This is a genomic window from Gordonia liuliyuniae (genome assembly GCF_021738805.1).
In the GTDB taxonomy this organism is placed as follows: domain Bacteria; phylum Actinomycetota; class Actinomycetes; order Mycobacteriales; family Mycobacteriaceae; genus Gordonia; species Gordonia liuliyuniae.
On the sequence record NZ_JAKKOR010000013.1, the window covers coordinates 172979 to 194128 of the forward strand.

The window sequence follows — 21150 nt, forward strand, 5'->3', positions numbered from 1 at the left end:
TCGCCCGGCGTCACGCGAACTCGGCGGTGACCGGGGCGTGGTCGGACCAGCGGCGGTCGTACGCGTCGGGGCGATCCACCCAGGTGCGGGTGAGCCGGTCAGCGAGCGTCGGCGTCGCCAGGTGGTAGTCGATCCGCCAGCCCGAATCGTTGTCGAACGCCTTGCCACGCCACGACCACCACGCGTACGGACCGTCGACGTCGCCGTGGTGGCGGCGTGCGACGTCGACCCACCCGGAGTCGATGCGGGCGCCGACCCACTCACGTTCGTGCGGCAGGAAACCGGAGTTCTTGCGGTTGCCCTTCCAGTTCTTGATGTCGCGCTCGGTGTGCGCGATGTTCCAGTCGCCCGCGACGACGACCTGCCGGCCGCTCGTCAGCAGTCGGTCGAGGTACGGCCCGAACTCGTCGAGGAATCGATTCTTCTCCTCATACTTCTCGACGTCCTTCGGGTCGTCGGTGAGCGCTGCGCCCGACGGCAGGTAGAGACTCGCCGCGGTGACCGTGGCGCCACCGAGATCGAAGTCTGCTTCCACGTAGCGGCCGAGGGGGTCGAATTCGTCGCTGCCGAAACCGATCCGGACCGCGGCCGGCTCGGTGCGCGAGAGGATGCCGACACCCGAACGACCTTTGACGGCCGACTCGGTCATCACCAGATGCCAGCCGTCGTCCAGCGCCGGAGCAAGAGCCTTGCGGGTGAGCGCTTCGGAGGCCCGGACCTCCTGCAACAGCACCACGTCCGTGGAATGCGCGGACAGCCACGGCAGCATTCCGTGGTTGTTCTCGTTGCGGGTCTTCACCGCGGCGCGGATGCCGTTGACGTTGACGGTGGTGATGGCGAACGAGCCGCCAGAAGAATCAGACACGGGAGAATCAGTCACGGTGACCGACCCTAGTTGTCTTGACCGAGTACACCTAGCCGGTCGATACGACAGCAGCGTCCTCGCGCCGTTTGATAAGGACGGCCACCGCGAGCACGACGGCGCCACCGAGCGCGAACAGTGCGCCGACGAGCGAGGGCGCACGGTAGCCGTACCCCGCCGCGATGACGACACCGCCGACCCACGCGCCGAGAGCGTTCGCGACGTTGAGCGCCGAATGGTTGAGCGCCGCGGCGATGGTCTGCGCCTCCTGCGCGACATCCATCAACCGGGTCTGCAGTCCGGGGATGGCCGTCGATCCCGCCGAGCCGACGAGGAAGGCGACGATGAGCGCGGGCCAGCCGGTGGTGACGACGAGCGCGAACAGTCCGAGTGCGAGCGCAGCGCCGATCATGCCGATCGCGATGGCACGGTCGCCGAAACGGTCAGCGAGGGCACCGCCGACGATGTTGCCGGTCACCATGCCGAGACCGAACAGAGCGAGCGCGATCGGGACGGTCCACTCGGCGAGTCCGCCGAGCGAGGTGAGCGCCGTGTTGAGATAGGTGTAGAACGCGAAGAAGCCACCGAATCCGACCATGCCGACGACCAGCGTCAACCAGATCTGTCGACTCTTGAGACCGGCGAGTTCCGTCCGTGGATCGGTGGTCACCATGTCACTCAGGCTCGGCACCACTTTCCAGAGCGCGGCGACGGTGACGACACCGATCACGACGACCATCGCAACGGCGCTGCGCCACCCGAAGTGCTGGCCGAGCCAGGTGGCTGCGGGCACGCCGAGGACGTTGGCGACCGACAGTCCCAGCATCACCTGGCCGACCGCCTGCGCGCGCCGTCCCGGCCCCGCCAGGTGTGCCGCGACCAGTGCGGCGACACCAAAGTACGCACCGTGCGGGAGTCCGGCGATCACTCGCGCGACCATCAGCATCCCGTACGACTGCGCCACCAGGCTGAGCGCGTTGCCGACAGTGAACGCCACCATCAGCGAGATGAGCAGCGTCCGACGGGACATGCGCGCCGCGGCGACCGCGATCACGGGCGCACCGATGACGACGCCGATCGCGTAGGCGGAGATCAAGTGCCCGGCCGTCGGCTCGTCGATCCCGAGGTCGTCCGCGATGTTCGGCAGCAATCCCATGGCGACGAATTCGGTGGTGCCGATACCGAAGCCACCGAGCGCGAGGACGATGATGACGACCGCGAGAGGCACCGGGGGCTTGGCCGGTTCGACGGTTCGGTCGGGCCTGACGTCGGTCGTTTCGAGGCTCACAGCTGATTCACGCACAGTGCCATAACGTGTGCGCCCGGACAGTCCATCCCGGCCGCGTCGGTGATGTCAGTCACCGGCCGTCCGCGGCGCGCTCCACGTCGCACCTTGTGTGAGTTGCGACACTCGAACAATCCTCACCGGAACCACGGCCCACCTGTGAGGACGCGCTTTTCTCGCGTTGTCCCCCAACCGGATGAATTGGCTTGTCCGGCGCAGGTTGGGTACAAGGACCAATGCCTATGTCACCACGTGACACCACCCGAGAGAAGGGGAATCAGTTGCCGACGGCTTGCAGCGTCACCGGCCTCCCAGTCATGTTTCGCACCATCATGCCTTGGGCTCCCGTCGCCGCACGAGCCGCTGCGCCCGGCCCCGCGGAGCCGCCGGACATCTGACGTGGGACGAATCCCGACCGACCGCCTGGTCGCGACGCGTCAGCGTCGCCCGACGTGAAAGTGATTCACCCATGACCGACATGACAACCCTCTCCGGCCCGATCGTCATCCTGCTCTATGTGGCGTTCTTCGGGACGAGCCTCTACATCGCGCTGCGGATCAGCAAGCGCAAGGAGAACGCCGACGGCTACATGACCGGCGGCGGCAAGATCGGCTTCGGTATCTCGGCCGCATCGATGACCGCCACCTGGATCTGGGCGTCGTCGATGTACGCCTCGGCGACGTCCGGCTACACCTACGGCATCTCCGGACCCATCCATTACGGGTTGTGGGGCGCGCTGATGATCCTCCTCATCTACCCGTTCGGGCGCCGCATCCGAAAGGTCGCACCGAACGCGCACACCATCGCCGAAGTGATGTTCGCTCGGCACGGACGATCGAGCCAGCTCCTGCTCGCCGGATCGAACATCCTCGGCAGCCTGATCAGTTTGACCTCCAACCTGATCGCGGGCGGCGCACTCGTCGCCATGCTCTCGCCGTTCTCGTTCACGCAGGGCATCATCGCGATCGGCGGCGGCGTCCTGCTGTACACGCTCTGGTCCGGCTTCCGCGCCTCGGTGCTCACCGACTTCGTGCAGGTCGTGTTCATGCTCGGCGCGGTCGTCATCATCATCCCGGTGGTGTTCTTCGCTGCGGGCGGACCCGACCTGTTCACCACGGGCTCGGTGAACCTCACCGAGTCGCAGAGCAACTTCTTCTCGTCGGACGCCTTCTACAACCAGGGCGCGCCGTACATCGCCGCCGTCCTCGCGTACGCGATCGGCAACCAGACGATCGCTCAGCGCCTGTTCGCCGTCCGCGAGGATTTGATCAAGAAGACGTTCGTCACCGCGACCTTCGGTTACGGGTCGGCGATCATCGGCATCGGCATGCTCGGCGTCCTCGCCCTGTACGCGGGTGTCGAGCCGATGGACGGCGACGTCAACAACCTGATTCCGCAGATGGCCGCCACCTATCTGCCCGCCGTACTGCTGTGCCTGTTCTTCATCATGATCATCGGCTCGCTCGCGTCGACGGCGGACGCCGACATGACCGCGCTCGCGTCCATCGTGATGGCCGACATCTACGGACAGAACATCGCGGGCAAGAAGCGGGCGAACCCCGCGACCATGGTCCTCATCGGCCGCATCACAATGGTCGTCGCGACCTGCGCCGCCCTCGTGTTCGCCGGCGCCAACCTGAACATCCTCGATCTGCTCGTCTTCGTCGGCGCGCTGTGGGGAGCCCTCGTGTTCCCGGTGATCTCGTCGTTCTACTGGAACCGCGTCACCAACATGTCGTTCAGCGTCGCGGTGGTCGTGGCTCTCGCCTTCTTCCTCCCGGTCCGCTTCTCGTGGATTTCGATGGACGGCGGCGTCGGCATCTTCTTCGACGTCCTGTCGACCATCGGCATCGGCGTGGTGCTCGGACTCATGGCGTTCGGCTTCTTCGGTAAGAAGCCTGCGCTCGTGATCGGCGTCGTCTCGACCGTGGTCGCGGCGCCGTTCGCGATCGGCTTCCTGCACCAGTACGCGGTTCTGTCCGGATCGCTGGTGGCGTACGCGGTCAGCACCATGGTGTGCGTCGGCCTGACCATGCTCAACACCGGCCCGCGCTTCGACTTCGCCACCATCGCCGTACGCACCGGCGACTTCGACGAACGTGAGGCCGAACCCGACCTCGACGCCGAACTGCACGACCTCGAAGCGGAGATTCCGCCTGTGACCACCACCCGAGAGGACGACGGCAAATGACCGGATTCTGGATGACCATCTACGTGCTGGTGTGGCCGCTCGTCACGTTGACCACCCTGAGCGTGATCGTGCGGGCCTTCTTCAAGGAATGGCGTCAGGCCCGCAAGGAGGGGCGCCCCATCGTCTGACCGCACCAACCCTCTAACACGCGGCACTGCCGTAGCGAAAGGGTTTAAGTTCAGGATGCTCGAGGCGTTCCCGCGGGCCCGCGCCGGTGAGATATTGTTCTCGACAGGTCATGAGTGTCAGCGAAGAGCCCCGGCTTGCTGACCGGCAACCCTCCAACCGCGGTGGGGTGCTCCGGGTGATGACCTGGCGGCAACGGGGCGCAGCTTCGTCGCCGCAAGCGCGGGTCCGAAGGTCGGACCCTCCAAGTGCGGGCTTCGGCCCCGCCGACCACAGAGAGAGTGATGACGTCTATGTCTGACGCCGCGAACTGGAGCTTCGAGACCGCCCAGGTTCATGCCGGGCAGGTGGCCGACACAACCACCAACGCTCGCGCCCTGCCGATCTACCAGACCACGTCGTACGTGTTCGACAACACCGAGCACGCTGCGAACCTGTTCGCACTCGCCGAGCCGGGCAACATCTACACGCGCATCATGAACCCGACGCAGGACGCTGTCGAGCAGCGCGTGGCCGCCCTTGAGGGCGGCGTCGCCGCACTGCTCGTGGCCTCCGGCATGGCCGCGACCACCTACGCGATCCAGAACATCGTCGAGAACGGCGGACACGTCGTGTCCAGCCCGCGTATCTACGGCGGCACGTTCAACCTGTTCCACTACACGCTGCCGAAGTTCGGCATCGAGGTGTCGTTCGTGGAGGATCCCGACGACCTCGAGTCGTGGAAGTCCGCGATCAAGTCGAACACGCGCGCCGTGTTCGCCGAGACGATCTCGAACCCGCACAACCAGATCCTCGACACCGCGGGCGTCGCGAAGGTCGCTCACGACGCGGGCATCCCGCTGATCGTCGACAACACCGTCGCCACCCCGTACCTGTTGAACCCGCTCAAGCACGGCGCCGACGTCGTCGTCCACTCGGCCACTAAATATCTTGGCGGACACGGAAACTCGATCGGTGGCGTCCTGGTCGACGGCGGCACGTTCGACTGGCGCGCGCAGCGCGACGGCCAGGACCTGTTCCCCGGCTTCACGACGCCGGACCCGAGCTACAACGGCGTCGTCTTCGCCGACCTTGGCGCCCCGGCATACGCACTGAAGGCCCGCACCCAACTGCTGCGCGACACGGGCGCCGCGATCTCCCCGTTCAACGCGTTCCTGCTGGCGCAGGGCATCGAGACGTTGAGCCTGCGCGTGGAGCGCCACGTCGCCAACGCGCAGAAGGTCGCCGCGTTCCTCGAGGGACACGACCAGGTCACCTCGGTCTCGTACGCGGGACTCCCGTCGTCGCCGTACTACCAGCGCGGCCAGGAACTGCTGCCCAAGGGGCAGGGCGCGATCATCGCATTCGAGATCGACGGCGGTGTTGAAGCCGGCAAGAAATTCGTCAATGCGCTGACCTTGCACAGCCACGTCGCGAACATCGGCGACGTCCGCTCGCTGGTCATCCACCCGGCGTCGACGACGCACAGCCAGCTGTCCGAGGACGAGCTGCTCGCCGCGGGCGTCACCCCGGGCCTGGTGCGTCTGGCCGTCGGCATCGAGGGAATCGACGACATCTTGGCCGACCTGGGCGAAGGTTTCAAGGCCGCCAAGTGAAGCTCGCACACGGCGCAGGCGTGGACGGCGGGGTCGTCGGGTGTCGGTGAGCGCCGATTTGGCCGCTACGACGTTCGGCCCGGACTGGGCTGACGCCCCGGACGGGACGCACGTCGCCGTGCGCATCGGCGATCTCGACCTCGATTCGGGGGCGAGCATCGCCGACGTCACGGTCACCTTCCAGAAGTGGGGCCGCCCGAACGCGGCGCGCGACAACATCGTGCTCGCGCTGCACGCGTTGACCGGCAACTCCCACGTCACCGGCCCCGCCGACGAACGGTTCTCGATGACCGGCTGGTGGGACGGTCTGGTGGGTCCCGACGGCGCCGTCGACACCGATGAGTGGTGCGTCGTCGCACCGAACGCGATCGGCGGCTGCTACGGATCGACCGGTCCGGGATCGGTTGCGCCGGATGGCAAACCGTGGGGTTCGCGGTTTCCGATCCTGACCGTGCGCGATCTGGTCCGTTCCGAGCAGATCGCGTTCGAACAGGTCGGCATCACCCGGTTCGCCGCGGTCGCGGGCGGATCGATGGGCGGTGCGCGCGCGCTGGAGTGGATCGTCACCCACCCGGACAGGGTCGACGCCGCGTTGATCCTGGCGGTCGGCGCGCATGCGTCGGGCGACCAGATCGGCACTCAGGTCACCCAGATCGCGGCGATCGAGAACGACGTCGACTGGCAGGGCGGCGACTATTACGGGACGTCGCGGGCACCGATGGCGGGGATGGGTGTCGCCCGCCGGATCGCACACCTGTCGTACCGGAGCGGCCGCGAGTTGGACGAGCGCTTCGAGAACAGCGCGCAGGGCGACGAAGATCCGTTGACCGGCGGTCGGTATGCGATCGCCAGCTATCTCGACTACCAGTCGGAGAAGTTGAAGACCCGCTTCGATCCGGGCAGCTATGTCGCGTTGTCGAAGGTGTTGAGCAACCACGATGTCGGTCGCGGCCGCGGCGGTTGGAAAGCCGCGTTGAACGGGTGCGGCGTCCCGGCGATCGTCGGCGGCATCGACTCCGACCGGCTGTACCCGATCTATCAGCAGCAGCAGATCGCCGACGAACTCGGCGGCACGGTCGGCGGTCTCCGCGTCATCTCGTCCGACGCCGGACACGACGGGTTCCTCACCGCGAAGGAACCGATCGGCGAACTGCTGCGCGAGACGCTCGTGCTGGCCCGCACTCAGCGGCAATAGCGCGCCCTCACACTCCCGGCGAGGCCACCCAGCATTCGACGAGGCGCCCGTCCGCGATGCGCAGGATGTCGTTGCCGGACGTGTACACGTTCTCCCCTGCGCCGACGGTTCCGTGGCTGATCCAGCGGGCCGCGACGTAGCCGTCGCCGCCAAACGGCTCCACTTCGAGCGAGTACTCGAGCCCCTTATGTGTCGCCTTCACGGCCGCGATGAGGGCCGCGAGCTTACCGGGGCCCACCACGTCGGTCGTCGGCCAATGTCCGACGAAGTCCTCATCGACGAACTCCTCGGCGATCTCGGCGAGCTTCGTGCGGTCTTTGGGGCCGTTCCACAGGTCGTCAATCCAACGGCGGTACAGATCCGTGTCGGTGGTTTCGCGCATACTCCACCGTGTCACACGGGCACTGAAGAACGTTGGCACTCGAAGTGTCGCGTGGGAGCGGTTCGAGTGCCAAGGTTGTGCGCGGTTCGCCGATGGCGCTCAGGAAGTGCCCAACGAGTCGATCGATGTCGCGAGCCACAGGACGGAGGCGCCGAGTACTGCCATGGTCGCAACGTCGAACGGCCGGCTGCGGACCTGCAACAGTCCCACGCGCGTAGTCGGCAGGAGTGCGCGGATGGTCGCGGCGACGAGGAGTGCCGCGCCGAACACGAATGCGCCGCGGCGCCACCGGTCGACGAGCACCAGGAGCGCTGCCACGGCGACGAGCGCGAGCACCACGTAGAACGGGATGTTCACGATGTAGCCGTGGATCCGTCGTGCTCGCCGGAGTTCGTCGACGCGGTCGTCGGTCATCAGGAGCCCGCGGCCGCCAGTTGTTGCTCGGCCCGTTCGACGACGTTCGCGAGCAGGAAGGCCCGTGTCAACGGCCCGACTCCCCCGGGGTTGGGCGAGACGGCGCCTGCGACGTCCCACACGTCGGGGGCGACGTCGCCTTTGAGTCCGTCGTCGGTGCGGGACACGCCCACGTCGACGACGGCCGCGCCGGGCTTGACCATGTCGGCGGTGATGAGGTGTGCGACGCCTGCCGCCGCGACGACGATGTCGGCGCGGCGGATTTCGGCGGCGAGGTCACGAGTACCGGTGTGGCACAGGGTGACGGTCGCGTTCTCGCTACGACGGGTCAGGAGTAGGCCGATGGGGCGGCCGATGGTGACTCCGCGTCCGACGACGGTCACGTGAGCGCCGTTGAGCGGGATGTCGTAGCGGCGAAGGAGGTGGATGACGCCCCGCGGAGTGCACGGGAGGGTCGACTCCTTGCCGAGGACGAGCCGTCCGAGGTTGATCGGGTGCAGACCGTCCGCATCCTTCTCGGGTGCGATCCGTTCGAGCGCCGCGTTCTCGTCGAGGTGCTTCGGGAGCGGCAGCTGGACGATGTAGCCGGTGCAGCTCGGATCTGCGTTCAGCTCGTCGATCGTCGCGTCGAGTTGCTCCTGCGTGATGTCGGCGGGCAGGTCCTTGCGGATCGATGCGATGCCGACCTTCGCGCAGTCGGAGTGCTTGCCCTTCACGTAGCTCTGCGAGCCCGGGTCGTCGCCGACCAGCACCGTCCCCAGTCCGGGGGTGATGCCTGCCGCGCGAAGCACGTCCACGCGTGCCTTGAGATCAGTGAAGATCTCGTCTCGGGTGAGTTTGCCGTCCAGTCGAATCGCCGTCACGGTGTTCCATTGTTCCACGCCGCGGCGAAACTTCCGATCAGGCGGCTACGGTCTGCGATCGCGCGACGGCGAGGAACTCCTCGACGGTCACGTAGAAGCCGGTCGCATCGTCGATCTGAAACCAGACGGTCTGGCGCGGATCGAGGTCGGTCGTGTCGTTGTTGATTGCGTTCGTCGTATACATGGGTATGCCTCCTCGGCATGAGTAAGTGGCAGCGACACAAAGCGTCACTGCTGTGCAAGTGTGGGTCTTGGGCTCCGAAAGTCGGCCCGTATCTCCGCGTCGTGCGGAGCATCTCCGCTATCGAGCGGAGTCGAGACATCAATGAGGTTCTCGCGGTTCGCCTGCGCCTTCCGGCGCGCGATCCTAGACCCAGAGGTCCTCAGGAGATTCGCAGCAGTGCTCGCGGACCGTGAGATGGTCGACGCTGTTCGCTGCGAACATATCAGTCTCGCACGGAAGTTCGGCCGATGTCAAGGGTTACAGGCGAGAGCGAGGCTCGCGCCGCCAGATGATCAGCTTTCGCCGTTCGTGCTCGGCGACCGGGCGCGAGGAAGTCGGTGGCGATGCCGCGGGCCTGCCGCAGTCCTGCGTCACGGTGAGGTGCGTTGTGGTCGCCTTCGACGTCGTAGATGAGATGGCTCGCAACGTCATCGATGCCGCAGTAGGCGAAGATGCCGACGTCGATCTGAGTGCGCATCGCCTCGTCGTAGCCGTACTTGTCGTACGTGCGCTTCTTCGAGCCGCCGATGCCGATGAGCACGGTCGGGATGCTCGGCAGCAGCGCATTGAGCGGCTGCTTTCCACGGTCGTCGACTCCGCTGCCGTACTGGTAGGCCCAGCCGCCGGTGAAGACGCGTTCGATCCAGCCCTTCATCGTGGCAGGCATCCCCCACCAGTAGACCGGGTAGACGAACGCCAGCCGATCTGCGGCTTCGACCCGCTGGTGCATCTCAGTGATGCCGTCCGGTGCCGGCCCGCCCCAGAAGTGCGCATGGTCGGCCTCGGTGAAACGCGGATCGAAGCCTTCCTGGTGCAGGTCGAGCACATCGACGGTGTGCCCTCCGCGCCGAAACGGCTCGTGGAAGGCGTCCATCACTGCGGCCGGATAGTGGTCGGTGAACGGGTGCGAGAATACGGTCATCAGGTGCACGTGTGCGGCCTCCGTTTCACATCGGTGGTGGTTCAGCGCGTGACGACGAGTCGCTGCGCTGCGGTCCGGGCAGATTCGACGGCGCGCGGCCCGCGGTACGAGGCTGTCGACGTCGCACCCTCGAACAGCACGAGCAATTGCTCAACAAGTAGTTCGTCCGCGGCCTCGGTCTCGTACTCCACGACTCGTGTGACCACGGAGTACAGCAGTTCGCGGTACTCGGCGACGGCGGCCGAGATCTCCGGGACGGACCCGCCATCCTCCCCCATCGCCCGTAGAAACAGACATCCGTGCGACCCCTCGGTCCGCACCCAGGTCGCCAGTGCGTTGAAGAGCTCGTCCACCGTCAGGACATCGAAGGCTCGGGCGAAACGCTCGCCGCGGGCGCCGAGAACTGCGGCGACGAGGCCCGTCTTGCTGCCTAGATGCTTGTACAGGGTCCGCGACGAGACGCCGGCGGCCGCGGTCAGCCGGTCGACGCCGACGCCTGCGAAGCCGTGCCGATCGAAGACGGGCTCGACTGCGGTGAGGATACGTTCGCGAGTTGGTGCCACACCCACAAGGTAGCACGATCGTTTTACACAGTCCGAGATGACCGCGCGGCCAGACTGCCGCGTCCGGCCGATGACGAGGCGCGCCGGGTGCGCGCATAGAATCTCCCCGTGTTCCGGATCATGTATTACCAGCCCTGCATCCCGCCCAATACCGGTAATGCGATCCGGATCGCGGCGAACACCGGGTGCGAGCTCCACCTGATCGAGCCGCTCGGCTTCACGATGACGGATACGCAGGTCAAGCGCGCAGGTCTCGATTATCACGAGATGGCGAACGTGACGGTCCACCCGGACCTGTCGACTGCCTGGGAGCGGCTACAACCCGAGCGTGTGTTCGCGTTCAGTTCGCACGCGACGCGCTTCCACACCGACGTCGAGTACCGGGCGGGTGACATCCTGCTGTTCGGCCCCGAACCGACCGGTCTGCCCGACGAGGTCCTCAGCGATCCACTCATCACCGACCAGATCCGGATCCCGATGCTGCCAGACCGTCGATCGATGAATCTCGCCAACGCGACCAGCGTCGCACTGTACGAGGCGTGGCGGCAGCACGGGTTCAACGGCGCGGTGTAACGAACGTCCACGTGGCTATCGCAGGTGGCGTTCGAAGAACTGGTCCGGCATGCGACCGACTATGACGTCGCCCGATCAGCTCCGTTGGGGCTGCCCCGCCACCGCAGCGGGGCTTCGCCGTACTCCTCCACGACGTGCGCAGCCATCCCGACGGTCCTGCCGTACTGGAACAGGACTTCGCCTGCTCGTGGCCCGAGCTCGAGTTCGCGGGCAACCACGGCGCTGGCGAGGTCGACGTTCACCGGACGTCCCGTGCGCGCGGTGAGCTGGTCTGCCGCGGCGAGCGCAGGCGAATCGGGCATGTCGTGGCGGATGCGATCGAAGACGATCCGCGCACGCGGATCCGGGCCGCCGTAGACGACATGTCCGAAGCCAGGTAGGCGACCGTCGATCACCGCGTCGGCGAGCGCACGCTCGACGGGAGTGCCTGCGACGACCGCATCCACCATGTCGTACGCCGCGGCTGGCGCACCACCGTGCAGCGGTCCAGACAGCGCCGCGTATCCGGCGAGCAACGCGTCGAACACCCCGGCCCGCGCGGACGCCGCGACCCTCGCCGCCGTCGTCGACGCGGCGAGCCCGTTGTCGATCAACGTCGTCGCCAGCAAGTCCACCCACGGGTGCGCCCAGTCGATCTCGGGCACGGCCCGCGTCAGGGCCGGGAGGAGTCCGAGAACACGCGCCGACGCGTCTGTCCGATCGACGCGCAGCGGATCGTGTGCGGCGATCAACGCGACGGCGAGCGGAATGCGGCGTTCCACGTCGACCGCGGCGATCACCGCGTCGTCGACGGTCGCCACCTGGCGCGGCCCGTCGACGGCAAGCACGAAACGGGCGGCCGCCGCGAAATCCATCGCCGCGCACACCTCGGCGACGTCGCGTCCCCGCAGGTAGAGACGGTCGTCGCGGATAGAGGACACTCGCGTCGCGACCGCCCGGAAACGGAGCAGACGATCGCCCGCACGGCGACCGTCATGCTTGGCGGCCGCCAGCGAATCGATCTGTGTGCGGTCGAATAGCGACTCGGACTGGCCGGGCTGCCGCCGCGACACCAACACTCCCCGACTCACGTACGAGTAGAGCGTGCCGCGTTTGACGCCGAGCCGCGCCGCAGCCTCCGACGTGGTGATCCACTGGTCCACCCGGTTGATTCAATCAACATTGCAGACATTGATCAATAGCGCGATGATCGAGCGATGAGCACACCGATCAGCGTTCCCCGCGGCCTGAAGAACGTCATCGTCACCGACACTGAGATCGGCGACGTCCGAGGGGAGGAGGGCTTCTTCCACTACCGCGAATACGATGCGACCGAGTTGGCGCGGTCGGCGACCTTTACCGACGTCTGGCATCTGATGGTGTTCGGGGCGCTCCCCTCACCGGCGCAGTCAGCCGAGTTCGCTCGCCGTGTCGGTGCGCTCCGTGTGGTCGACGGCGCCACCGTCGACCTGCTACGCACGGTGGTGACAGGCGACGTCGAACCGCTCGCCGCACTGCGTGTCGCGCTCGCCGCGCTCGGCGTCGGCGACCGGCCGCTCTTCGACATGGACGAGACCGAACGTGTCGACGCCGCTCTACGCGCGGCGTCCGTCGTTCCGACGGTTCTCGCTGCGGCCCACCGAATCTCGCGCGGACTCGAAGTTCTCGACGTCGATCCTGATGCAGATCACGTCGCCGACTATCTGCGGATGTCGACGGGTTCGATAGATGCCGAGTCGGCGGACTCCCTGCGCACATACCTGGTCACCACGATCGACCACGGATTTAACGCGTCGACGTTCGCCGGCCGGGTGGTCGCATCCACCGGGTCGGATATGACGTCGTCAGTGCTCGGCGCGCTCGGAGCGTTCCTCGGCCCGCTGCACGGCGGAGCCCCCAGTCGGGCACTCGCCGCTCTCGACGAGATCGGCGACCCGTCGAACACTCGCGACTGGGTGCGCAATCGGATCGAACACGGCGAAGTCATCATGGGCTTCGGGCACGCCGTCTACCGGACCCGTGATCCGCGCGCCGAACTCCTCAAATCTGTTGTGCTGCAGCGCTACGACTCTCCACTGGTCCGGCAGGCGACGGCTGTCGAAGCTGAGATCGAAGCCGCGATCAACGAATTGAAGCCGGGACGACGGCTATACGCGAACGTCGAATTCTATGCGGGGGTGCTGATGCACGAGGTAGGTCTTCCACCCGAGATGTTCACGCCGACATTCGCTACAGCGCGCGTCGTCGGATGGACGGCCAACATCCTGGAGCAGGCTGCCGAAGGCAAGATCATCCGCCCGATCGCCCGCTACGTCGGCCCCGAACCGCGTCGCTGACGGCGAGATCCCGACTCCGCGCGATCAACACCAGTCCCGTGACTTGGTCCCGACCTTTAGATCGAGCTTGCTCAACCGGTCGGCGACGACGGTCACCGCACCCTCCGCGTTCTGCACCTTGCCGCGGATCAGCAAGGCGGACGCGGTCTGAGCGAGCGTCCGGTAGCGCGACCAGAGGCCGACCGAGCAGACGACGTTGACCATGCCGGTCTCGTCTTCGAGGTTCACGAAGGTCACGCCGGACGCGGTGGCCGGCCGTTGCCGGTGGGTCACCGCTCCCCCGACGAGCACCCGCGTGCCGTCGGGCACCGCGAGCAGCCCGTCGGCCCGCGTCACCCCCATCGCATCCAACCGGGGGCGCAAGTATTGGGTCGGGTAGGCGCGCGGCGAGATTCCTGTCGAGATCGCGTCCACCGCAGTCAATTCCACCTCCGACATGCCGGGCAGCGTCGGGGCCTCGCGGGGTGAGGTCACCTCGAGTTGGTCGTCGCGCAGCCCCGCCGCGGCACCGGCCTCCCACAGTGCGGCGCGACGGTCCAGGCCGAAGCATTCGAATGCACCCGCCGTCGCCAACGACTCCAGCTGCGGCAGCGTCAACTCGGTGCGACGAGACAGGTCCGCGACCGACGTGAACGGGCCCGACTCGCGCGCCTCGACGACGCGTTGCGCGGCGTCGCTCGACAGGCCGCGAACCGCAGCCAACCCGATACGCACGTCGAGTCCGTCGTTCTCCAACCACGCGTACGAGCGTGAGGCGTTCACATCCGGGCGGTGCACCCGGACGCCGTGGCGTCGTGCATCGGCGACGAGGCTCTGCGGCGAGTAAAAGCCCATCGGCTGGGCCCGCAGCAGCGCCGCACAAAACGCGGCCGGATGATGCAGCTTGAACCACGACGAATAGAAGACGATCGACGCGAAACTCTGCGAATGGCTCTCCGGGAAGCCGAAATTGGCGAACGCGGCCATCTTCTCGTAGATACGGTCGGCCACCGCGCCCTCGATCCCGTGAGTCTGTCGCATCCCGTCGTAGAAGCGTCTGCGCAGCCGCTCCATCCGTTCCGGTGACCGTTTGGATCCCATCGCGCGCCGCAACTGATCGGCTTCGGCCGCGTCGAACCCGGCGACGTCGACCGCCACCTGCATCATCTGTTCCTGGAACAACGGGATGCCGAGCGTCCGATCCAGCGACTTGTGCATAGACGGGTGGTCGACGGTCACCGGCTCCTTGCCGTCGCGGCGTCGGATGTACGGGTGCACCGATCCGCCCTGGATGGGTCCCGGTCTGATGAGCGCGACTTCGACGACGAGATCGTAGAAGTTCCGCGGTTTCAGTCGCGGCAGTGTCGCCATCTGGGCGCGCGACTCCACCTGGAAGACGCCGACCGAGTCGGCGCGGCACAGCATGTCGTAGACGGCCTCCTCGGTGAGGTCGAGTCGCGCGAGATCCACGTCGATCCCCTTATGCTCACGGACGAGGTCGATCGCGTAGTGCAGCGCCGACAGCATGCCGAGGCCCAGCAGATCGAACTTCACGAGGCCGACGGCGGCACAGTCGTCCTTGTCCCATTGCAGGACGCTGCGGCCCGGCATCCGCGCCCACTCCGTGGGACACACGTCGGCGATCGGCCGGTCGCAGATCACCATGCCGCCCGAATGGATACCGAGATGTCTTGGCATGGACGAGATCTGGGATGCGAGGTCGCGGACGTCGTCGGGTGCCGAGTCGGGAATCTTGCTCCACGCGTCCTGCTGGCCGGGCGCGTAGCCGAGAGCGCGCGCCATGTCGCGGACGGCGGACCGTCCCCGATAGGTGATGACGTTGGCGACCTGGGCGCTGTGCGAACGCCCGTGCCGCGAGTACACGTACTGGATCACCTCCTCGCGCCGATCCGATTCGATGTCGACGTCGATGTCGGGCGGGCCATCACGCTCGGGTGAGAGGAAGCGTTCGAACAACAGGTGGTTGCCGACCGGGTCGACGTTGGTGATGCCGAGCGCGAAGCAGACGGCCGAGTTGGCCGAACTCCCCCGCCCCTGGCACAGGATGTCGTGACTCTTACAGAACGAGACGATGTCATGGACCACTAGGAAGTAGCCGGGGAACGTCAGCGTCTCGATGATCGCGAGCTCGTGGTCGAGCTGCCGGTACGCGTCGGGTCGTTCGGTGCGCGTCCCATACCTGCGCAGCGCGCCCTCCTCGGTGAGATGCCGCAGCCAGGTGGCTTCGGTGTGGCCGTCGGGGACGTCGAATGGCGGCAGGTTCGGTGCGATCAGGCCGAGGGAAAACGTGCAGTCGGAGGCCAACTGCACGGCGTTGTCGATGGCGTCCAGATGCGCGGGCAGCAGACGCGCCATCTCGTCGCCGCTGCGCAGGTGCGCTCCGCCGACGCCGGGCAGCCAGCCGTCGATCGTCGTGATGTCAGTACGGGCGCGGACAGCGGCCACCGCGGTCGCCAGCTTCCGATTCGACGGCCCCGCGAAGTGGGCGCCCGTCGTCGCGACCGTCGGCAATCGCATCTCGGCGGCGAGCGCGGCGAGGATCGCGTTGCGTTCGTCGTCGTCGGAGACGCCGGTGGCGGTCAGCTCCACCGCGACGTTCGACGCGCCGAACCTGTCGACGAGATCGCCGAGCGCATCCCGCGCGCCGACTCGTCCCGCACGTGCCAGACCTCGGCGGACCGCGCCTTTGCGGCAGCCGGTGAGGATCTGCCAGTGCCCGTCCGCCGCGGCGGCCGTGATCGCGTCAGCGTCGTACCGGAGGAGCCCCTTCTCGCCGCCCGTCATGTGCGCGTCGGCGATGACCCGCGACAGTCGTCGATAGCCTTCGTCGCCGCGGGCGAGGACCAGGAGGTGATCGCCCGGCGGGTCGACGGCTCCGGCGCGCGGCGCGTCGCGCTGCAGCGACAGTTCGGCGCCGAACACCGTCGGCATGCCGAATTCGCGTGCGGCTTCGGCAAATCGGACGACACCGTAGAAGCCGTCGTGGTCGGTCAACGCCAGCGCCGTCAAACCGAGTCGCTGGGATTCTTCGACCATCTGTTCCGGCATGGATGCGCCGTCGAGGAAACTGTACGAGCTGTGCGCGTGCAGTTCGGCGTAGGCGACGCGTGACGTCCCGTGGGCGATGTCGGCGGCCACGTACTCGCCGCGTTTGCGCGACCACGCGGGCGAGTCCCCGCCGTCGCCGGGAACGGACCCGTTGAACGTGGGCGGAAAGGTCTCACCGCGCCGGTCGTCTGCCCCCGGGGCCCGCCCCGACAGCACTCTCTCCATCTCCGACCAGGTCGGCGGACCGTTACTCCAACCCATCCCACAAGTATAGAACGTACGTTCGATACTTGTGTCGATCGGCCGCCCTAACGGCCGGCTAGTACTGTGCTGACCTCAGATTCCCCGCCCAGAGCCGGCATCGGCCACCGAAGGCATCTCGACGCTGAGCGGGGAATCTGAGGTCACGGGCCAGGCTGCGGGATACTCCGCGGCCACTGCGTCAAACCGCCGGTAGAGCTGTTTGCGGCTGCGCGCCGACAGTCGGTCTCCGAAGACGGTGCCGTTGATGTGGTCTGTCTCGTGCTGCAGGCAACGCCCGAAGGTGCCGCCGCCGGTCAGGGTCACGGGCTCGCCGTACTGGTCGTACCCGCGGCAGGTCGCGACGTCCGGTCGCGCCAACTCGACGAACGCGCCAGGCAGCGACAGGCATCCCTCGTCGTATGACACAAGGCGGCGCTCCCCGACCTCCGGCAGGTCGCACTCGGGGTTGCAGACCACGCCGGTACGCCTGCGGCCGGTCTCGTCGCTGCAGTCGTAGATGAAGACGGCGAGGTCGACGCCGATCTGCGCAGCGGCCAGGCCCGCGCCCTCCGCCGCCCGGTTGGTCGCGAACATGTCCGCCAGGAGTTCCTGAAGGTCGTCGCCGTAGTCGGTGACCGGGCGTGCGGGACGGTGCAGGACCGGGGTGCCCCAGCGGACGATCGTGCGGGCGGTTCCGAGACGGAGCAGTTCAGCGACAGGCATGCACTTCACGGTTCACCGCGGGCGGTGGCGCGTCAAGCGTCCGCCTCGCCCGACTCCTTCGTTCGTCCACATGAGACACATGTATGAGAACCTGTTCCAGTGACCGGATACCTCGTGACAGGCGCAAGCGGCTTCATCGGCCGGCGCGTCTTGCAGCGACTACTCGCCGCAGACCCCGACGCTCGCATCACCGCGGTGGTGCGGTCGAGTTCTGTGCCGTCCTTCGCGACGCTGCTCGAATCGATCGACGGCGGCGACCGCGTGATCACGGTGACGGGCGATCTCACCGAGGACGGACTCGGCCTCCGTGACATCAGCGGGCTCGGCGACGTCGACCACGTCGTCCACCTGGCGGCGATCTACGACATGGCGGCCGACGCCGCGTCGCAGGAGGAGGCGAACACCGAGGGCACCCGCCGGGTCGCGGCACTGTCCGTCGATCTCGGCGCCATGCTCCACCACGTGTCGTCGATCGCGGTGTCCGGCGACTACGACGGCGTCTTCACCGAAGCAGACTTCGACAAGGGACAGGGCTTTCCCACCCCGTATCACCGGACCAAGTTCGAGGCCGAGCAGATCGTCCGCGAGACTCCCGACCTGCGGTGGCGCGTCTACCGTCCGACGGCGGTCGTCGGCGATTCGCGGACCGGCGAGATGGACAAGATCGACGGCCCCTACTACTTCTTCGGGCAGCTCGCGACGCTCGGCATGCTGCCGTCGTTCCTGAAGATGCCGATGCCCGATCTGGGTCGGATCGAGTTGGTGCCGGTCGACTATGTCGCCGACTCCATCGTCGCGCTCGTCGACCACCGCCCCGCCGAGTCGGGCCTGGTGTTCCATCTGGCCGATCCGACCCCCACCACGATCACCGACATGGTGAACGCGTTGGCGCCCGCCTTCGACGCGCCGCGCGGATTCGACGCCGTTCCCAACGCGCTGATCCGCCCGGTGCTCGCCGCCGGATCGCGCGGACCGTTGCGCGCCGCCCGCGACATCGTCGTCACCCAGCTCGGCATCCCGCCCGCGATGGCCGACCTCGTCTCCCTGCCCGTCGACTTCCGCAGCGACGAGTCGGCCGCAACACTCGGCGGCCTCGGCGTCGAACTGCCCGACCTCTGCGAGTACGGGCCGCGCCTGTGGCGCTACTGGTACGACCATCTCGATCTGGCGCGGCATCGTCGCGCCGACGCCCGCGGGCCGCTGGTCGGCAAGAACGTGCTGATCACCGGCGCATCGGCAGGCATCGGCCGGGCGACGGCCCGCATGTGCATCACGCGTGGCGCGAACGTCTTTCTCGTGGCCCGCGACTCCGATCGGCTCGCCGAAGCCGTCGCCGAACTGGAAGCCGAGACTCCGGCTGCCGGTCTCCCGCTGGGTCGGGCGTACGCCTACCAGGCCGATATCACCGATGAGTCGTCGGTGCAGACCGTGGTGAAGTCGATCATCGCCGAACATGACCACGTCGACGTGCTCGTTAATAACGCGGGCCGCTCGATCCGCCGGTCGACGTTGAACTCGGTGGACCGTTCGCACGACTACCAGCGCACGATGGCCGTTAACTATTTCGGCGCCGTCTACATGACGCTCGCGCTGCTGCCCCATATGACGGCGCGTCAGACCGGGCACGTGGTGAACGTGTCGTCGATCGCGGTACAGAGCCGCGGTCCGCGGTTCGGCGCCTACGGCGCGTCGAAGGCCGCCCTCGAAGCGTTCAGTGCGGCGACGGCGGCCGAAACGTTGTCCGACCATGTCACGTTCAGCACCGTTCGACTCCCGTTGACGCGGACCCGGATGATCGCGCCGACCGATGCCTACCAGGCTCAGCACGGTGTGTGGAGTGTCGACAAGGCCGCCGCCCGCGTCCTCTACGCGATCGCCAATCGGCCGAAACGCGTCAACACATTCCTCGGTGACCTCGTCGATGCCGGCCACCACCTCTTCCCTCGCCTGACCAACCGGATCATGCACCAGGAGTTCCTGATGGTCGGCGAATCCGAGGCCGCGTTGGGGCGCAAAAGCTAAGCACCCGTCGCTGGTTGGGCATACCTACTCGTAGACTCCTTCCACCGTCCACGATTGCTCCCGGTAACAGAGCAGCAAGGCGCGGGAATCTTCCAGCAGCACTTGGGCTCTCGCGGAGACAGCGGGCGCAGAAGAGGGGGAGGCAGCGGAGCCGAACGGCCACGGCCCGGCCCACCACCGCAGACGGTGGAGACTGCGCCCGATCCGGACGTCGGTGGGCTCGGCGGTGAACGCGCCGCGCGGAGTCACGGCGACGAGTCGCCCCTGCGCGTCGAGGACTTCGGCGTCGGTGTGCGAGAGCAGTGCGGGCGACGGCCGGGCCAGCCGGTCGGGCCACGCCGCGTCTGGGTCGCGCGGGGCGACGAGTTCGTCACCGAGCGCTACCAGCGCAACCTGTTCGGCAGGGCCGCGCCCGCCGCTGCGGATCGGGACGCGCACGGACTCCCCGCCGAGCAGCCCCTGCACCCGGACCAGTGCGCGTCGGGCGCGATCGCCGAGCCCGTCGCCGACGGCAGCGGGCAGACCGGCCCCGACGAACGTGTACTGGAGGGTCCCCGGATCGACGACTTCGACGGGTTCGAGCAGCAGACGCGCGATCGGCGAGTCCGGTGCACCCGCACCTCCCGCGGTTCCGGTCAACCAGCCTTCCAACTGCCATCGCACCCGAGCGGCCGTCGCCTCCGGGGTGAGCGGTTCGGCGCATCGCCACGTCCTCGAATGCCGTTGTCCACGTTCGGTGATCGCGTGCACCGTCAATCTGGTGCACGCCAGTGACGCCGCCGTCAGACGACGGTGCAGATCGTCGGCGAGGCGTCGTCCGAGGAATGCGGCCGCGTCGATCCGGTCGATCGGCGGATCGCAGGTGTGCTCCACTTCCAGCGAGACCGGGATCGGCGCGAGACTGGGACGCCGCCCGGGAAGTCCGGCGGCCAACCGGTGCGCTCCGATGGCGTCCGCGGTGAAACGGGACGCCACGTCAGCGGCGGACAGTTCGGCGAACGCCCCGAGAGTCCGAATCCCCAACCGCCACAACAAGTCCACCAAGTCGGCACGTTCGGGCACCGACAGCGCCGCTTCGACGGTCAGGTCCGAGATCGGCCGCGTCGCCAGGTAGGCGGCGTCCGTCCCGGCCGGCACGGTCTGCCCCGACCGTGCGGCGAGGACCGCGGTGAACAGTTCGTCGGCGGTCCCGACCGACGCGGTGACGCCGGTCGCCGCGACCGCGTCGACGATCTGTTCGGCGAGCGCGTCCTCACCGCCGAAGTAGCGGGCGGCACGGTCGGCAGTCACCACGAGCAGCCCCGGACGCAGCACCTCGGTCAGCGGAACCACCTGCGTCACCGCGGTCACCACCGGATCGAACAACCGCCCGTCGCGCGCTGGGTCGGCGTCGGCCACCACCACATCCGGGCACAGCGACTGCGCTTGCCGTTTCCGCATGCCGCGTCGGATACCGGCCGCTCGCGCCGCCCGCGAACACGCCTGCACCTTGCCCGCGTGCAGGACAGCGATCGGGTCGACGGCGGTGAGCCCGACCGCAGACGCTGCCGCGACCGCAGGCCAGTCGGGGCACCAGACGGCCATGACCCGGAACCGCTCGCCCCT

The 21150-nt window shown here is 67.5% G+C and carries 19 protein-coding genes and 1 riboswitch; of the genes, 7 read left to right on the forward strand and 12 right to left on the reverse strand.

Features of this window, described 5'->3' with window-relative positions; translation table 11 throughout:
* Window positions 1-10 precede the first annotated feature (10 nt).
* Window positions 11-880, reverse strand: coding sequence for an exodeoxyribonuclease III (locus tag L5G33_RS17985; RefSeq protein WP_236999542.1), 870 nt, complete (start codon window positions 878-880; stop codon window positions 11-13).
* A gap of 34 nt (window positions 881-914) precedes the next feature.
* Window positions 915-2150 (reverse strand): MFS transporter, encoded by a 1236-nt coding sequence (locus L5G33_RS17990; RefSeq protein ID WP_372476937.1) that lies wholly within the window; start codon window positions 2148-2150, stop codon window positions 915-917.
* A gap of 466 nt (window positions 2151-2616) precedes the next feature.
* On the opposite strand from L5G33_RS17990, the gene L5G33_RS17995 reads away from it, so the two are divergent.
* The 4 genes from L5G33_RS17995 to metX all read left to right on the forward strand — a co-directional run bounded on the left by L5G33_RS17995 (window position 2617) and on the right by metX (window position 7254).
* Window positions 2617-4338 carry a sodium:solute symporter family protein gene (locus tag L5G33_RS17995; RefSeq protein ID WP_236999543.1) on the forward strand — a complete coding sequence of 574 codons (1722 nt, stop codon included), beginning with the start codon at window positions 2617-2619 and terminating at the stop codon, window positions 4336-4338.
* Window positions 4335-4466, forward strand: a complete 132-nt coding sequence (locus L5G33_RS18000) for a putative transporter small subunit (protein ID WP_236999544.1) — start codon at window positions 4335-4337, stop codon at window positions 4464-4466. Before L5G33_RS17995 ends, L5G33_RS18000 begins: the two co-directional genes overlap by 4 nt.
* Before the next feature lie 106 nt (window positions 4467-4572).
* Window positions 4573-4693: riboswitch (SAM riboswitch) on the forward strand.
* Window positions 4694-4748: 55 nt separating this feature from the next.
* A complete protein-coding gene (locus L5G33_RS18005; protein WP_265743139.1) occupies window positions 4749-6059 on the forward strand; it encodes a bifunctional o-acetylhomoserine/o-acetylserine sulfhydrylase in 1311 nt (436 codons plus the stop codon).
* Between the two features lie 40 nt (window positions 6060-6099).
* A complete protein-coding gene (gene metX / locus L5G33_RS18010) occupies window positions 6100-7254 on the forward strand; it encodes a homoserine O-acetyltransferase MetX (protein WP_236999545.1) in 1155 nt (384 codons plus the stop codon).
* A gap of 7 nt (window positions 7255-7261) precedes the next feature.
* Here metX and L5G33_RS18015 read toward each other — a convergent pair whose 3' ends face one another.
* The 6 genes from L5G33_RS18015 to L5G33_RS18040 all read right to left on the reverse strand — a co-directional run bounded on the left by L5G33_RS18015 (window position 7262) and on the right by L5G33_RS18040 (window position 10621).
* Entirely contained in the window at window positions 7262-7636 is a 375-nt protein-coding gene (locus L5G33_RS18015; RefSeq protein ID WP_236999546.1) for an ester cyclase, read from the reverse strand.
* A gap of 99 nt (window positions 7637-7735) precedes the next feature.
* Window positions 7736-8050 carry a DUF3017 domain-containing protein gene (locus tag L5G33_RS18020; protein ID WP_236999547.1) on the reverse strand — a complete coding sequence of 105 codons (315 nt, stop codon included), beginning with the start codon at window positions 8048-8050 and terminating at the stop codon, window positions 7736-7738.
* Window positions 8050-8913, reverse strand: coding sequence for a bifunctional methylenetetrahydrofolate dehydrogenase/methenyltetrahydrofolate cyclohydrolase (locus tag L5G33_RS18025; protein ID WP_236999548.1), 864 nt, complete (start codon window positions 8911-8913; stop codon window positions 8050-8052). Before L5G33_RS18025 ends, L5G33_RS18020 begins: the two co-directional genes overlap by 1 nt.
* Before the next feature lie 37 nt (window positions 8914-8950).
* Window positions 8951-9097 carry a hypothetical protein gene (locus L5G33_RS18030; RefSeq protein WP_236999549.1) on the reverse strand — a complete coding sequence of 49 codons (147 nt, stop codon included), beginning with the start codon at window positions 9095-9097 and terminating at the stop codon, window positions 8951-8953.
* Window positions 9098-9359: 262 nt separating this feature from the next.
* The gene (locus L5G33_RS18035; RefSeq protein ID WP_236999550.1) at window positions 9360-10058 is read right to left on the reverse strand and encodes an NAD(P)H-dependent oxidoreductase; all 699 of its coding nucleotides are present in this window, start codon (window positions 10056-10058) and stop codon (window positions 9360-9362) included.
* Between the two features lie 41 nt (window positions 10059-10099).
* The gene (locus L5G33_RS18040) at window positions 10100-10621 is read right to left on the reverse strand and encodes a TetR/AcrR family transcriptional regulator (RefSeq protein ID WP_236999551.1); all 522 of its coding nucleotides are present in this window, start codon (window positions 10619-10621) and stop codon (window positions 10100-10102) included.
* Between the two features lie 108 nt (window positions 10622-10729).
* On the opposite strand from L5G33_RS18040, the gene L5G33_RS18045 reads away from it, so the two are divergent.
* Window positions 10730-11194, forward strand: a complete 465-nt coding sequence (locus L5G33_RS18045) for a tRNA (cytidine(34)-2'-O)-methyltransferase (protein WP_236999552.1) — start codon at window positions 10730-10732, stop codon at window positions 11192-11194.
* A 59-nt stretch (window positions 11195-11253) separates the two neighbouring features.
* On the opposite strand, the gene L5G33_RS18050 is transcribed toward L5G33_RS18045, so the two are convergent.
* Window positions 11254-12336 carry a citrate synthase gene (locus L5G33_RS18050; protein WP_236999553.1) on the reverse strand — a complete coding sequence of 361 codons (1083 nt, stop codon included), beginning with the start codon at window positions 12334-12336 and terminating at the stop codon, window positions 11254-11256.
* Window positions 12337-12390: 54 nt separating this feature from the next.
* Here L5G33_RS18050 and L5G33_RS18055 point away from each other — a divergent pair, with 54 nt between their 5' ends.
* Complete coding sequence (locus L5G33_RS18055) at window positions 12391-13509, forward strand: citrate/2-methylcitrate synthase (protein WP_236999554.1); 1119 nt, start codon at window positions 12391-12393, stop codon at window positions 13507-13509.
* 24 nt (window positions 13510-13533) lie between these two features.
* On the opposite strand, the gene L5G33_RS18060 is transcribed toward L5G33_RS18055, so the two are convergent.
* Both L5G33_RS18060 and def read right to left on the reverse strand, forming a co-directional pair.
* Window positions 13534-16818: an error-prone DNA polymerase gene (locus L5G33_RS18060; protein WP_236999555.1), complete on the reverse strand. Its 3285-nt coding sequence runs from the start codon at window positions 16816-16818 to the stop codon at window positions 13534-13536.
* A 75-nt stretch (window positions 16819-16893) separates the two neighbouring features.
* Window positions 16894-17523 carry a peptide deformylase gene (gene def / locus L5G33_RS18065; protein ID WP_236999556.1) on the reverse strand — a complete coding sequence of 210 codons (630 nt, stop codon included), beginning with the start codon at window positions 17521-17523 and terminating at the stop codon, window positions 16894-16896.
* A 99-nt stretch (window positions 17524-17622) separates the two neighbouring features.
* On the opposite strand from def, the gene L5G33_RS18070 reads away from it, so the two are divergent.
* The gene (locus tag L5G33_RS18070) at window positions 17623-19545 is read left to right on the forward strand and encodes an SDR family oxidoreductase (protein ID WP_236999557.1); all 1923 of its coding nucleotides are present in this window, start codon (window positions 17623-17625) and stop codon (window positions 19543-19545) included.
* Window positions 19546-19569: 24 nt separating this feature from the next.
* Here L5G33_RS18070 and L5G33_RS18075 read toward each other — a convergent pair whose 3' ends face one another.
* Entirely contained in the window at window positions 19570-21129 is a 1560-nt protein-coding gene (locus tag L5G33_RS18075) for a DNA polymerase Y family protein (protein WP_236999558.1), read from the reverse strand.
* Window positions 21130-21150: the final 21 nt, after the last annotated feature.

Coding starts and splice junctions, on each gene's coding strand:
- L5G33_RS18030 (WP_236999549.1), bottom strand. CDS start 9,097: ATGTATACGACGAACGCAATCAACAACGACACGACCGACCTCGATCCG.
- L5G33_RS18060 (WP_236999555.1), bottom strand. CDS start 16,818: ATGGGTTGGAGTAACGGTCCGCCGACCTGGTCGGAGATGGAGAGAGTG.
- def (WP_236999556.1), bottom strand. CDS start 17,523: ATGCCTGTCGCTGAACTGCTCCGTCTCGGAACCGCCCGCACGATCGTC.
- L5G33_RS18035 (WP_236999550.1), bottom strand. CDS start 10,058: ATGACCGTATTCTCGCACCCGTTCACCGACCACTATCCGGCCGCAGTG.
- L5G33_RS18015 (WP_236999546.1), bottom strand. CDS start 7,636: ATGCGCGAAACCACCGACACGGATCTGTACCGCCGTTGGATTGACGAC.
- L5G33_RS18005 (WP_265743139.1), top strand. CDS start 4,749: ATGACGTCTATGTCTGACGCCGCGAACTGGAGCTTCGAGACCGCCCAG.
- L5G33_RS18055 (WP_236999554.1), top strand. CDS start 12,391: ATGAGCACACCGATCAGCGTTCCCCGCGGCCTGAAGAACGTCATCGTC.
- L5G33_RS18000 (WP_236999544.1), top strand. CDS start 4,335: ATGACCGGATTCTGGATGACCATCTACGTGCTGGTGTGGCCGCTCGTC.
- L5G33_RS18020 (WP_236999547.1), bottom strand. CDS start 8,050: ATGACCGACGACCGCGTCGACGAACTCCGGCGAGCACGACGGATCCAC.
- L5G33_RS17995 (WP_236999543.1), top strand. CDS start 2,617: ATGACCGACATGACAACCCTCTCCGGCCCGATCGTCATCCTGCTCTAT.
- L5G33_RS18075 (WP_236999558.1), bottom strand. CDS start 21,129: ATGGCCGTCTGGTGCCCCGACTGGCCTGCGGTCGCGGCAGCGTCTGCG.